Below are 13,077 nucleotides of genomic sequence, written 5' to 3' on the forward strand. Positions count from 1 at the left end.
AAATAAAGTTCGGAATAGTATTGCTATTTTTGCCAAGGTTTCAAAAATAATACTTTTTGACAGAATAATAAGGAATTTAAAGTTTTTAAAATGAAAATAGCAATAATCGGTATTACCGGAATGGTAGGTCAGGCAATGTTAGAGGTCCTGAAAGAACGAAATTTTCCTGTTTCAGAACTTATCCTCGTCGCATCTGAAAAGTCTGTAAACAAAGCTATTAAGTTTAAATCCCAAAACTATAAAGTTGTAAGTATTGAAAGTGCAATTTCTAAAAAACCCGATATTGCAATTTTTTCTGCGGGAACTTTCATATCACTAAAATATGCTGAATTATTTGCAGGAAAAGGAGCTTATGTAATTGATAATTCATCGGCATGGAGAATGGACTCAACAAAAAAGTTAATAATTCCTGAAATAAATGCCCGAGTTCTCACAAAAGAAGATAAAATTATTGCAAACCCCAACTGCTCAACAATTCAAATGTTAATGGTTTTGGCTCCGTTGCACAAAAAATATAATATTAAAAGAGTTATTGTTTCAACTTACCAATCTGTTACCGGAACAGGAGTAAAAGCTGTAAAACAATTACTGAATGAAGAAAAAAATATAGTCGGAGAAAAGGCATACCCTCACCAAATTTATAAAAACTGTTTACCGCATTGCGACGATTTTACGAAAAATGATTACACTAAAGAAGAAATGAAGTTGGTAAATGAAACACACAAAATTTTAGATAAAAATATTAAACTGACGGCAACAGCGGTAAGAGTTCCTGTTGTCGGAGGCCACTCTGAATCTGTCAACATTGAATTTAAAGAAGACTTCGACACTGCAGAAATAAAAACATTACTTAGCAACACAAAAGGGGTTGTGGTTCAAGACGATACACCAAACAATATTTATCCAATGCCTATAAACTCAACGGGCAAAAATGATGTTTTTGTTGGTAGAATACGAAGAGATTATTCAAATCCCAACAGTTTAAATTTATGGATAGTTGCTGACAATTTACGAAAAGGTGCTGCTACAAATGCGATTCAAATTGCAGAATACATTAATATTAATTTTTTGAAAAAATGAAAGTTGTAATTCAAAGGGTAAGCGGAAGTTTTGTCAGTATCGGCGGAGAAGTTAAATCTCATATAGGAAAAGGCTTGATGATACTTGCCGGCTTTGAAAATAAAGATAACGATGAAGACATTATGTGGACGAGCAAGAAAATTTGTTCCCTTCGTATATTTGATGATAACGAGGGGGTTATGAATCTTTCGCTTGAAGACGTGTCCGGAGAATTGCTTGTAATAAGCCAATTTACGCTTCATGCAAAAACGAGAAAAGGAAACAGGCCCTCTTACATTAAAGCCGCAAAACCGGACATTTCAATTCCGTTATACAATAAATTTGTAAAACAACTTGAAGAAGACAGCAAAACAGAAGTAAAAACCGGAGAGTTCGGTGCCGAGATGCAAGTTTCTTTAATTAATGACGGTCCGGTAACGATTATTATTGACAGCAAAAACAAAGAATAGAAATATTGTGTTTTCAAACAAGAAACTTTTAAGCCCGTTTTTCATATAGTTTTATTACATTGCACCACTTATTTTAAACAAAAAGAACATGAAGAAAATTTTTATTTTAGGCATTATTGCCACATTTTTTTTAGCATCTTGTTGCGAAGAAAAAAAAGTTGAAGAAGTAATAATTGAAAACACAACAGATACTTTATTAAACTCCGAACATCTGACAATGGCAACGCTTTGGTTTCAAAAATCAGCCGAAGTGCAGGCAATTTTTTATCAAAACTTTAACCTCGCAAAATTAATGCTGGATGAAACAACAAAAGGCAAGGTTTTTAAAAAATTGAAAAAATCAAAACCTTTGGCAGTAATAACGGACATTGACGAAACAATTTTAGACAACAGTCCCTATAATGCAAATTTGATAATTAACGGAACCTCCTACAATAAAGAAAACTGGGCTGCGTGGGTAAATGAAAAAAGAGCAAAAGCTCTTCCCGGAGCGGTTGATTTTTGTAATTATGCAAAAGATAAAGGAGTTGAAGTTTTTTATGTTTCAAACAGAAGTGCCGATCAAACTGATGCAACAATAGAAAACATGAAAAATGAAGGTTTTCCGTTTGCAGATAAAGAGCATATGTACCTAAAAACAAAAACATCAGATAAAACAGCCAGAAGAAACAAAATTCTTGAAAATTATGATGTGGTTTTATTGTTGGGAGACAACTTGAGGGATTTTGATGAGGTTTTTGGCGGAAGGGGTGAAGATTCCGGATTTACGGCAACAGCCGAAAATAAAGACAAGTTCGGAGCAAAATTTATCGTTTTCCCTAATCCGATGTACGGAGAATGGGAAAAGGGATTTTACAACGGAGACTTCAGCAAATCGAATGACGAAAAAAGAAAGTTGAGACGAGGTGCCCTAAATAGATAACGGCGTTTTTCAAAATGTTTCTTTTTTGTGAGAAACTATGAATGAACCGGGTTGTTTTAAGGTCAAGGTTTTATGTGTTTAAGGCTCTCTCAGCTTTTTATTAAGGCAGCATAAACTCAAATTCTGAGACACCGTAAATCCCAAAATATCCTAATGCCCCGTTATTAAAGTTTCCTTTCGGATTATAAGGTGTTGCAGAACTCGGACCTTGTCCCTGAATGATTGCTAAGTCCATAAAATAATCAAAATACTTTTTATCAGTTGACAACAACTCTAATTTTAATAAATCCCCGCTGTACAATTCTAATACAATAACAACACCCAAAGTGTCTCCGTCGCCGACCCTGTCATCTGTTAAAATATAATCTTTTGCACTAAAGCTATTGTTTACATAAGCCTTCAAACGATAGTAATTATCAACACCTAACGAGTCTTTCCAAAGAGTCATAATTTGAAAGTATTGTGTTGTGTCGTTTTGTTGTCCGCCTCCGGGGGGAATGAAAGGTGCCGGAATTATATTTGCTATTTCCGCAGAATACGGTGTTTTAGTTGTGGCCTCATATACTTTTCCGTCAATTGTTATGCTCAATTGAAACTCGTCATTTGTAATTGTTTCTATGTTTTCTGAAAAATATATACCGTCTTCTGTTTCGGGAATACTATACGATATTTCATCATTCTTCTTCAAAACAACCTCTGCCTCGCTGATTTTTTCAAAGTCGCCTGTTTCATAAAAGTCGTTGCTCATTGTAATGTCTACTTTAAAAGTGCTGTCACTTGCGTTTAAAACAGCCTCAATAACAACTCTGGGTTCTGTATTTTTTAATTTCAAATCTATAATCTCGGTACAAGAACCAAAAAAAAGAACAGCAATAACTGTATATGTAATAACAGGTTTTACCATTTTTGATACTATTAATTAAAGTTTAAAATCGGAAATTCCAAGAAACAGACGGAACTATACCAAACAAAGCCATTCGTTCTGCCTCCGGATTTCCGGTTTCTTTGTTTTCTTGAAATGTTATTGAATATGCATTTTTTCTGTTATATACGTTATATACTGAAACATTTAAATCATTATAAAAATTTGTTGTTTTTTTTAAAACAAAAGTTACGCCGAGATCCAAACGATGATAATTCGGCATTCTGTCTCCGTTTCTTTCTGTGTAAATATTTACGATTACACCGTCTATTTCCATTTTTCCTGCAGGAAAAGTAACAGCATCCCCCGTATAATATATCCAAGTTCCCGAAGCTGTTATTTTTGCTGTTATTTTATAACTCGCAACAAAAGAAAGGTCGTGAGTTCTGTCTTGCCTTGCCGAGAACCAGTTTCCGTTATAAATATCATCAAACTGTCTTTCTGATTTTAATAAGGTATAGCTTGCCCAGCCTGTTAATTTTCCTATGTTTTTCCTCAATAAAAACTCTGACCCGTATGCTTTTCCCCTTCCGAAAACCAGCTCTGCTTCAACATCTGGATTTCCGAAAGCATCTGCTCCGTCTTCAAAATCAACCTGATTAATTAAATTTTTATAAAACCCCTCTACACTAAATTCAAACATATTATTTTTGAAATTTTTGAAATATCCGACGGCAAATTGATCGGCAGTTTCCGGTCTTATTAACGGTGTGCTCGGCATCCACATATCTGTAGGAGACCCGGATGTTGAATTAGACAGTAAATGTAAATATTGGCTCGTTCTGTTATAAGAAGCTTTCAGAGAACTTATCTTATTAAGCATTAATGTTGTGTTTATTCGCGGTTCAAGGCAAAAATAAGTATTGTAAAATTCATTTTTTTTGTAAGCGGTTGAATCAATAATGTCATTTTCTTCATTGTATTCTTTTATAACATACGGACCGACATTGTTGAACATTGATGCACGAATACCGTACTCTATTGAAAAAAGCCATCCTATTTTTTGCTTGTTTGAAACATAAATCGCAGACTCTAATGCTTTTTGTTCTGCAATTTCCGTTTTTATCTCCCTGTTTACCGCATCTTCTGTTGTGTCGTTTTTCATTGTTACAGTAAAGTTCATCGGTTTAAACCGAAGAAAAGCACTTTGAACCCCGAAGCTGATTGTGTTATTTTTGCTTAAATACCACTTATAATCTTGTTTAACACTATAATCATAAACACCGGCATTTAAATTTACATCAAAAGAAGAAAAGCCGACATTAAAACCATAGTTAAAATCACTGTATATTAATGATGTATTTGAAAACAATTTATTGCTATACAGATGGTTCCACCGTAATGTTGCTGTTTTATTGCCCCAGTCAAAACCTGCAAAATCCATCCCGAAGGCATCTCTTCCAAAATAACCGGATAAGTATATCCTGTCTTTTTCTCCGATTTTTAAATTCGCTTTTCCGTTTACATCATAAAAGTACAATGTCAGAGATTTATAGTCTTTTTTAAAAGTTCTGACAAACAAATCTGCATATGTTCTCCTTGCTGAAATAATAACAGATGCTTTGTTTTTTATAACCGGACCCTCGACAGTAATCCTGGTCGAAACCAAACCGATTCCTCCTGAAACTTCAAAGTTTTTCATATTGCCGTTTTTCATTCTGATGTCTGTAACAGAAGATATTCTTCCTCCGTATTGAGCAGGAATTCCGGCTTTATACATTTTTAAGTTTTTTAAAGCATCTGAATTAAATACAGAGAAAAATCCGAGTAAATGTGAAGCATTATAAACTGTAGCCTCATCTAATAAAATGAGATTCTGGTCAGAGTCGCCGCCTCTTACAAAAAAGCCGCTGCTGCCCTCAGAGCTAGGGCTTACTCCGGGCATCAACTGCATAGTTTTCAGCACATCTTGTTCTCCGAAAAGAACGGGGATTAACCTGCTTTCCTTAATATTTAATTTAATCGTACTTACTTCCGTTCCCGTAACATTTGCATCATTTCTTTCTCCTGAAATAATGACCTCGCCAACATCTGTTGTTTTCAACAAAAGTTCAACGTTTTGTGTTATATTATTGTTTAGGCTCACACTTTGCTCTTGCGAACCATACCCGATATAACCATAAGAAAGCGTATATTTCCCTTTTGGCAACGAAAGAGAATAAAAGCCGTATTCATTTGTAGTACACCCTATTGATGTGCCCCGAACATAAACCGAAGCATATAAAAGCTCCTCCCCGCTGTTTTTATCTCTAAGATAACCGCTTATCGTATAGTTTTGTGTATATACAACCGACTGTGAAAAAACCAAGAATATAATTAAAAAGAGAGTACTTTTATTCATGGCTTCAAAGTTAATTTTACGATGTTAAAAGCTACATCAAACATAAGACGATTTATTAATCGGTTATATTGCTTATAAAAGCAGAAACATCAAAAAAACAAACCGTTCTTACAAACAGAAAAAACAAACTTCTGCAAATTAGTAGCGAAGCAAATTTTGTTTTGTAAAGCAGTTAATCCGGATCTCCGTTTTCCTCACTGTCAAACAAAGAGGGATAATCTCTGTCGAATTGTCCGAGAACTTCTGTCATTACGGTTTCTCGAATAAACCTAGATTTATTTTTTATTTTATATTTTTTACAATACCTTTCAAAAGCCTCGAGTTCGAGGTCGTTGAACAAAAATTGTACAGTGTGTTTTCTTTTTAGCTTTTCTTTTCTGTTAATAGCTTTGTCCATCCCAAGTAAGAAATTATGCAACAAAGTTATATTTTTTTTATATCTGTACAAAACTGCTTTTCAGAGGATTTAAAAAAAGCCGAACAGAAAGCTCGGCTTAACACAAATATTGTGTGCTTATAACAACCCTTTGCGTTTTAAATGGGGCTCAATTGACGGTTCTTTACCCCTGAACGCTTTGTATAAATTCATCGGCTCATCGGTTCCGCCTTTTGAAATTAGTTTTTCTCTGAATGCTTTTGCTGTCTTTTGGTCAAACAAACCTGTTTCTTTAAAAGCCTCAAAAGCATCTGCATCTAAAACCGCAGCCCATTCATAACCGTAATATCCGGATGAATATCCTCCGCTGAAAATATGTGCAAAATTTGTGCTTCTGTATCTTACGATTATTTCCGGAAGCATCCCGATTTCTTTCATCACAGACTCCTCAAAATCATTTACATCAAGCGTGTTATTTTTTTTTGTCATTGTATGCCACTTCATATCTAAATAAGATGCGGCAAGGTATTCAATTGTTCTGAAACCCTGATTAAAGAGACTGCTGTTTTGCAACTTTTCGATTAATTCCTCCGGGATAACTTCTCCTGTTTCATAATGCCTTGCATAAAGTCTCAGCATTTCGGGTTCTGATGCCCAGTTTTCCATTACTTGTGAAGGAAGTTCAACAAAATCTCTTGCAACAGATGTTCCGGATAAGGTTTCGTATGTACAATTTGATAACAGTCCGTGTAATGCGTGACCAAATTCATGAAACATTGTTTCAACCTCTTCAAAGCTTAAAAGTGACGGTTTGCCGGCTGTCGGTTTTGTAAAGTTCATTACAGTCATAATAACCGGGGTAACATTTTTACCTTTAATTCTTGATTGTTTTCTGAAACTTGTCATCCAAGCCCCTCCTCGCTTACTTTCCCTGGGGAAAAAATCGGTGTAAAATATTCCGATATGTGTTCCGTCGGCTTCTTTTACTTCAAATGCTTCCCCATCTTTATGATACAGAGGAATATCATTAACGGGAGTAAATGTAATTCCGTATAGTTTGTTTGCAAGCAAAAACATTCCTTCTCTTACGTTTTCAAGTTTAAAATATGGTCTTAATTCCTCTTCGTCTAAATTATATTTTTCTTTTCTTATTTTTTCTGAATAATACCACCAATCCCAAGGTTCTAATTTAAAATTATTGCCGTCTTTATAGATCATTGCTTGAAGACTTTCTGCCTCTTTTTTTGCAACAGGGAGAGCAGCACCCCAAATTTTATTTAGTAAATCATAAACATTTTCCGGGTTTTTTGCCATATTAACATCTAAAACATATTCGGCATGGTTGTTAAAACCAAGTAAGTGAGCCCTTTCAACACGAAGGTTAACAATTTGTTTAATAATTTCTTTATTGTCGTTTTTGCCTCCGTTATTTCCTCTACTTATATATGCTTTAAACAACTTTTCTCTTAATTCTCTTTTTTCTGAATACGTTAAAAACGGGAATAAACTCGGTTTTAGAATCGTAAACACCCACTTTCCCTTGTAACCTTTTTCTTCTGCTGTTTCTTTTGCTGCTTGAATAACAGATTCGGGTAAACCGGCTAAATCTGCATCATTATCAATTACAATTCTGAAACCATTATTTTCATTTAGCAAATTTTCGCCAAATTGTAATGTCAGCATGGACAACTTTTCATTTATTTCTCGAAACCGGGCTTTTTTATTCTCGGCTAAATTTGCCCCGCCTCTTACAAAGTTTTCGTATATCTTTTTCAAAAGCATATTTTGCTCTGTGTTTAAATTGAAATTCTCTTTTTTACCATAAACACTTTTTATTCGCTTAAACAATTTGTCGTTTAATGCAATGTCGTCTTTATGTTTTGATAATAAAGGAGAAACCTCTTTTGAAATTTGGTTTATGCTGTCATTTGTATCCGCACTTTTCAGGTTGTAAAAAACAGAACTGACTCGGTTCAGCAACTCTCCGGAGTTATCAAAAGCAACAATAGTATTTTCAAATGTTGCATCTTCTTTATTTTCTGCAATTACATCTATTTCCTCTTTTTGCTGTTTCATTGCTTCTTTAAAAGCCGGCAAATAATGTTTGTTTAAAATTTTATTGAAAGGCGGAACACCAAACGGAGTGTCAAACTTCGCCAATAAAGGATTGTCTTTTTCTGTCATAGCCCCATCATTTTGTTTACAGGCACCGATAAAAACTAAAATAATTATCGATAATAAATATAATTTATTCATAAAATCAGTTTTTTAAATTAAGAAACAAATATGCGAATTCTTTCATAAATAAATTTATTTTTAATACAAATAATAAAAAAAAACGGATAACCGTATTCATTTAAGCTGTTTGTACCGAAAATTTATATTTTTTCAAAAAATATTATTTATATTTATTGCTTCAAAACAAAAATGATGCGAAGGCTCGTTATTTCGGACATACACGGTTGCAGCAAAACATTAAGGGCACTACTGGATAAAATTTTTCTTACAAAAGAGGACGAGTTATATTTTTTAGGAGATTATATTGACCGAGGTCCTGACAGCAGCGGAGTTTTGGAAATTATAATTAACTTGCAAGAATCCGGCTTTCGTATTTTTCCGATTATGGGAAACCATGAATATCAGGTGCTTAAAGCACAAAAAGATTACGATAAGCGTTCGTTTTATTACTTTATGAAAAAGCTGAATAAAAGTGCAGACTTGCTGAATAAAAACAAGAAAATAAAAAAGAAATATCGTAATTTTATGAAAAGTTTACCATATTACATTGAGCTTGACGATTTCTTTTTGGTTCATGCAGGTTTTGATTTCAGAAAAGAAAAACCGTTTGAAGATATTGACTCTATGCTTAATATAAGAGGGTTTAAGTATGATAAAAGACAAGCCAAGGGCAAAACAATTATATACGGACACACACCGGTTAATTATAATAAAATTTTAAAAAAGATTAAAAATCGAAAAAATAAAATACCTCTTGATAACGGCTGTATTTACACAAAAAAACATAAATACTATGATTTTACAAAGCTTCATCGGCTGTGTTGTTTGAATCTTGACTCTTATGAGTTAATTTGTCAAGAAAATGTTGAATTTGTTTGATTAAAATGTGCTGCAGAACATTAGGTTTACAAAAAAATTGGGTACCTTTGCTTAATTATTTTATTAATTAAAACCAAGTAATATGAAAAAAATATTAAGTGTTGCAATTCTTTCGGTATTGATTTTTTCAACTTTTACCGGATGTAAAAAAGGGAGTAATGATTCGTTTTCTTTATTGTCAAGAAAAGCCAGAATAACGGGAGTCTGGAATTTAACAAATGCCGACTACGAAGAAAAAGATGTTAATAGCGGAGATACTGAGATTACAAGTTTTTCTTTTGACGGTGCAAATATGACAGAAACCGTAAACGGAGACGGCCAGACTTACAAATATTCGGAAAAACTTACAATTGACAAAGACGGAACATTTAAAGTCGTAACAGAAGAAGAAATAGATTACTGGGACAATACAAACCTTCAAATGGCAAAAGGAATAAGAGAAGAAACAATGGAAGGTGTTTGGTATTTTCTTGACGGGAACGATGCGTTAGATGTTAAAAACAAAGAAAGAGTTGAGTTTTTAATTGAAAAATTCAGACAAATTGATCCGGACGGAGACACTTTCGAGTATGAATTATCCGGCAAGTCTAATAATTGGATTAATATATTTTTACTTGACAGGCTGGCAAAGGACGAGATTGTTACGTTGTTTGATTTTATTCAAACAATGGGAGGAGATTCTTTTTCAAAAACGGGAACGAAAACCTACACAAAAGAAAAATAAGTTAAATAAACTCATAAAAAACCGTTTCTGCAGAAACGGTTTTTTTATTTTTTAAAATTTAGCTTGACTCTTATTTTTTCTATTGCATCCGAAATTGTTTTTTCCGGCGTTATAAAATTATTTGCTCCCCAAAAATCAGAATCATAGGTATAGCCGTTATCAATAAAAACCAAGTTTTTCGAAGCAACTTTTTCTCTTTTAAATTTTTCGATATTAACTGTATCAACATTCAAAACAACCGTTTCGAAAAAGGTTTTGTATTTTCCGTAAAAAAGCTCTCTTTTTTGCTTAATTCTGAAAACTAAATCGGCACGAACATGACTTAAAACATACTTTTCTCCTGCCGGTTTATAGCTGACCCTATAAGTTGCAGAAACAGGGATGACTTTAAAACGGCGGCTTTTTTTTGCAATAAAATTTACTTTTCGGTTTCCGTCCTTTAAGTTCACTTCAAATTCGGCATAAATAATTGACAAACTTTTTGTTTCAATATAAATTTGACCTTTATAAAGTGAGGTTTCAACATTTTCTTTTTGAGTAAAATCAATAACATAAGCCAGCTTATTTCCGAAAGTTACAATATCCGTTGTTCGGTACTTATAATTTGGCATTTCTGCCTCTTGAAGAAAATCTGTCGGGTTTTTGATGATATCAAGCTCTAATCCGGAATACAACCCGTTTTTTAACTTTACGTTAAGTGTATCTGTTTGTTCGGCATTAATAATTTTACGAGATTTTTCAATGCTGATTTTATCTGAATTAAAAGATGCTTTATAAGGCGTTTTGTATATTTTAATGACCGCCTCCGAAAAGTTGAGTACACGGTTTTTTCTTATCACCCCCTCACGATAAAAAGCCGTAAGTATGCTCTGTTTTTGAAGATAGTTTTTTTGTTTGTTTTTTAAAGCTTGCTTTAGAATTTTTACCGGATCGCCTGTTCTGATAATAACCTCTTGAACAGAAATAAAATCTTCAATTAATTGAATATTATATTTGGTTTTTTTTATTCCGGAAACAGTAATAAATTGAGTTTTATAGCCTATGTGTGAAATAAACAGGGTTGAATCTTTTAGTGATTTGTCTATTTTGAATGTGAAAACCCCGTTTTGGTTTGAAACGGTTCCGATTCCGGTATTCAAAATGCCGATTGAGGAATACGGGACCAGGGCTCCGGTTCTTTTATCTGTTATTTTTCCGGATATATAAATTTGATTTTTTGAACTGCCTTCCGATTTCTTAAAAAAGTTGCTTTGTTGCTTCTTACATATTATAATGTGGTCTTCTATAATTTTGTATGTTAAGCTGCTGTCTGCCAATATCATATCAAGGGTGCTTTTTATTGATGCGTTTTTGGCAGAGTATGTAATAATTTTATTTTCGGGAATAACATCCGGGCTATAAGTGAAAAAATAACCTGTTTGACTTGAAATTTGTTTTAAAACAAATTTAATGCTTTTGTTTTTAGCTTTTATGGTTACAAATTTATTTGACAGGGAAGTTTGAGAATAAATAAAACTTATTCCCGAAAAGCACATTAATATTATTAATGCAAGCTTCTTCATATAATAACAGGTTCGTTTTCCTTCAATCTTTATAAATAATAATTTTATTCTTTTCTTGTTTGTATTTTAAATTATGTGCAGAACAAATAATCTCTAATGCAACAGTTAATGCTTTGTTTCGGGGATTTGAAACAATTGGTAACTTGCCGATTTTTGGATCTTCAATAACAATTTCGGCATTATATGCTTTATTAAAGTCTTCAATTACTTTATTTAGTTTTTCTCCGTTGTAATTAAAACATTTTGTTTTCCAAGATAAATAATTTTTGTTTTTATTTACAGATTTGGAAAGAATGTTATTTTCAATTTTTCCGACTTCTTCGGGCTTTAAAATGATGTTTTCTTTGTTATTATTTGAGAGTTTTATTTTTCCGGTTTTGACTGTAACCGTAATATCTGTTTTTTTACTTGTTAAAACATTAAAAGATGTTCCCAAAACGGTAATTTCGGTATTGTTTGATCTAATAACAAAGGGAATTTTTGGATTTCTTTTAATTTCAAAAAAAGCTTCTCCGGAGAATTCGACCGATCTGTTAATTTTCGAAAATTCTTCAGGAAACCTAATTTCGGAGTTTTTATTAAGGGTTAAAACAGAACCGTCAGGTAAAACGATTTCTTTAATTTCATTTCCCGAACTTATTTCTGTAAATTGGTTGTCGGTAAAATTGTTTATTAAAAAATATCCGAAAATTGTTGTTACCGCTAATATTATGACAGATGCCGCAATATTTCTTGTTTTATACAGAGATTTTCTTTTCTGAATAGGTGTTTTCGGGGTTTCAACATCTTTTTTAAATTCAAACCAAGCTTTGTCTGCATTGAATATGTGACGTTCTTTTGTTTTTATTTTGCCGGAATAGTTTTTTAGCGAGTGGCTTTTTATTTGGTTTGAAACGGCTTTTCTTTCATTTTCGGAAAGAGTTCCGGTAATAAAATTTGATATGGTTTGATATTCTTTTTGTGACATTTTTATTTGTTTAGTGCGTATTCGGGAAAATAAATTCTGAATGTTTTTAGTGCTTTGCTTATATTTGCTTCAACCGTTTTTACGGAAACAGACATTTCTTTTGCAATCTCTTTATACCGTAAGCCTTTAAATCTGCTTAATTTAAAAATTTCTATACACTTGTCGGGTAAAGTGTTGAGAGCTTCGTTAAAAATATCGATGCTTTCTTCAAAAACTAAAGTTTCATGCGGGTTAGTTGTTTCTGTATTATTTTGCATTTCAATGTGTTTTTCATAGACACGAATAATTTTTTTGTGATTTATATTTTGCAAACATTTGTTTCTTACCGAAATATACAAATATGATTTAACAGAAACTTTCACTTTTACAGAAAATCGCTTTTCCCAGATTTTATAAAAAACATCTTGTACTACCTCTTCGGCATCTTCATTTCTGTTGGTATATTTTAGGGCAAAACGGCATAATTCAGAATAATATTTCTTGAATATAATTTCAAAGGTTTCAATATTAATATTTTTAAAATTTTCAACTTCCAAATCGGATAATTTTTACAAAAATACAGGTTTTCATAAAAAGCCGATATTGGGTATAAATATCGACTTTTTTGAATGCGAAAA

The 13,077-nt window shown here is 32.8% G+C and carries 12 protein-coding genes; 5 read left to right on the plus strand and 7 right to left on the minus strand.

The features are described 5' to 3' along the window. The first annotated feature begins 90 nt into the window (after window positions 1-90). From L3J35_06715 to L3J35_06725, 3 genes are all read left to right on the plus strand, one after another. On the plus strand, window positions 91-1,080 hold the full coding sequence (locus L3J35_06715; GenBank protein ID MCF6365881.1) for an aspartate-semialdehyde dehydrogenase: 990 nt from the start codon (window positions 91-93) through the stop codon (window positions 1,078-1,080). After that, the gene (gene dtd, locus L3J35_06720; protein ID MCF6365882.1) at window positions 1,077-1,529 is read left to right on the plus strand and encodes a D-aminoacyl-tRNA deacylase; all 453 of its coding nucleotides are present in this window, start codon (window positions 1,077-1,079) and stop codon (window positions 1,527-1,529) included. The genes L3J35_06715 and dtd overlap by 4 nt, the downstream gene beginning before the upstream one ends. A gap of 88 nt (window positions 1,530-1,617) precedes the next feature. Next, complete coding sequence (locus tag L3J35_06725; GenBank protein MCF6365883.1) at window positions 1,618-2,451, plus strand: 5'-nucleotidase, lipoprotein e(P4) family; 834 nt, start codon at window positions 1,618-1,620, stop codon at window positions 2,449-2,451. A gap of 100 nt (window positions 2,452-2,551) precedes the next feature. On the opposite strand, the gene L3J35_06730 is transcribed toward L3J35_06725, so the two are convergent. The 4 genes from L3J35_06730 to L3J35_06745 all read right to left on the minus strand — a co-directional run bounded on the left by L3J35_06730 (window position 2,552) and on the right by L3J35_06745 (window position 8,346). Beyond that, on the minus strand, window positions 2,552-3,355 hold the full coding sequence (locus tag L3J35_06730) for a DUF4249 domain-containing protein (GenBank protein MCF6365884.1): 804 nt from the start codon (window positions 3,353-3,355) through the stop codon (window positions 2,552-2,554). Window positions 3,356-3,377: 22 nt separating this feature from the next. Continuing rightward, window positions 3,378-5,714 carry a TonB-dependent receptor gene (locus tag L3J35_06735; protein ID MCF6365885.1) on the minus strand — a complete coding sequence of 779 codons (2,337 nt, stop codon included), beginning with the start codon at window positions 5,712-5,714 and terminating at the stop codon, window positions 3,378-3,380. A 172-nt stretch (window positions 5,715-5,886) separates the two neighbouring features. Further along, a complete protein-coding gene (locus L3J35_06740; GenBank protein ID MCF6365886.1) occupies window positions 5,887-6,111 on the minus strand; it encodes a hypothetical protein in 225 nt (74 codons plus the stop codon). A gap of 117 nt (window positions 6,112-6,228) precedes the next feature. Beyond that, on the minus strand, window positions 6,229-8,346 hold the full coding sequence (locus L3J35_06745) for a M3 family metallopeptidase (protein ID MCF6365887.1): 2,118 nt from the start codon (window positions 8,344-8,346) through the stop codon (window positions 6,229-6,231). Between the two features lie 171 nt (window positions 8,347-8,517). Between L3J35_06745 and L3J35_06750 the strand changes: the two genes are divergently transcribed. Next, window positions 8,518-9,207 carry a serine/threonine protein phosphatase gene (locus L3J35_06750; protein ID MCF6365888.1) on the plus strand — a complete coding sequence of 230 codons (690 nt, stop codon included), beginning with the start codon at window positions 8,518-8,520 and terminating at the stop codon, window positions 9,205-9,207. An 82-nt stretch (window positions 9,208-9,289) separates the two neighbouring features. Continuing rightward, complete coding sequence (locus tag L3J35_06755; GenBank protein ID MCF6365889.1) at window positions 9,290-9,931, plus strand: hypothetical protein; 642 nt, start codon at window positions 9,290-9,292, stop codon at window positions 9,929-9,931. A 44-nt stretch (window positions 9,932-9,975) separates the two neighbouring features. On the opposite strand, the gene L3J35_06760 is transcribed toward L3J35_06755, so the two are convergent. The 3 genes from L3J35_06760 to L3J35_06770 are packed head-to-tail and all read right to left on the minus strand — an operon-like array spanning window position 9,976 to window position 12,996. Continuing rightward, window positions 9,976-11,493 (minus strand): carboxypeptidase-like regulatory domain-containing protein, encoded by a 1,518-nt coding sequence (locus tag L3J35_06760; GenBank protein ID MCF6365890.1) that lies wholly within the window; start codon window positions 11,491-11,493, stop codon window positions 9,976-9,978. 22 nt (window positions 11,494-11,515) lie between these two features. Beyond that, entirely contained in the window at window positions 11,516-12,460 is a 945-nt protein-coding gene (locus L3J35_06765; GenBank protein ID MCF6365891.1) for a FecR family protein, read from the minus strand. Between the two features lie 2 nt (window positions 12,461-12,462). Further along, window positions 12,463-12,996 carry an RNA polymerase sigma-70 factor gene (locus L3J35_06770; protein MCF6365892.1) on the minus strand — a complete coding sequence of 178 codons (534 nt, stop codon included), beginning with the start codon at window positions 12,994-12,996 and terminating at the stop codon, window positions 12,463-12,465. Window positions 12,997-13,077 lie beyond the last annotated feature (81 nt).

This window comes from Bacteroidales bacterium (genome assembly GCA_021648725.1).
In the GTDB taxonomy this organism is placed as follows: Bacteria; Bacteroidota; Bacteroidia; order Bacteroidales; family JAADGE01; genus JAADGE01.

Coding starts and splice junctions, on each gene's coding strand:
- L3J35_06715 (MCF6365881.1), top strand. CDS start 91: ATGAAAATAGCAATAATCGGTATTACCGGAATGGTAGGTCAGGCAATG.
- L3J35_06730 (MCF6365884.1), bottom strand. CDS start 3,355: ATGGTAAAACCTGTTATTACATATACAGTTATTGCTGTTCTTTTTTTT.
- L3J35_06765 (MCF6365891.1), bottom strand. CDS start 12,460: ATGTCACAAAAAGAATATCAAACCATATCAAATTTTATTACCGGAACT.
- L3J35_06760 (MCF6365890.1), bottom strand. CDS start 11,493: ATGAAGAAGCTTGCATTAATAATATTAATGTGCTTTTCGGGAATAAGT.
- dtd (MCF6365882.1), top strand. CDS start 1,077: ATGAAAGTTGTAATTCAAAGGGTAAGCGGAAGTTTTGTCAGTATCGGC.
- L3J35_06735 (MCF6365885.1), bottom strand. CDS start 5,714: ATGAATAAAAGTACTCTCTTTTTAATTATATTCTTGGTTTTTTCACAG.
- L3J35_06755 (MCF6365889.1), top strand. CDS start 9,290: ATGAAAAAAATATTAAGTGTTGCAATTCTTTCGGTATTGATTTTTTCA.
- L3J35_06750 (MCF6365888.1), top strand. CDS start 8,518: ATGATGCGAAGGCTCGTTATTTCGGACATACACGGTTGCAGCAAAACA.
- L3J35_06745 (MCF6365887.1), bottom strand. CDS start 8,346: ATGAATAAATTATATTTATTATCGATAATTATTTTAGTTTTTATCGGT.
- L3J35_06740 (MCF6365886.1), bottom strand. CDS start 6,111: ATGGACAAAGCTATTAACAGAAAAGAAAAGCTAAAAAGAAAACACACT.
- L3J35_06725 (MCF6365883.1), top strand. CDS start 1,618: ATGAAGAAAATTTTTATTTTAGGCATTATTGCCACATTTTTTTTAGCA.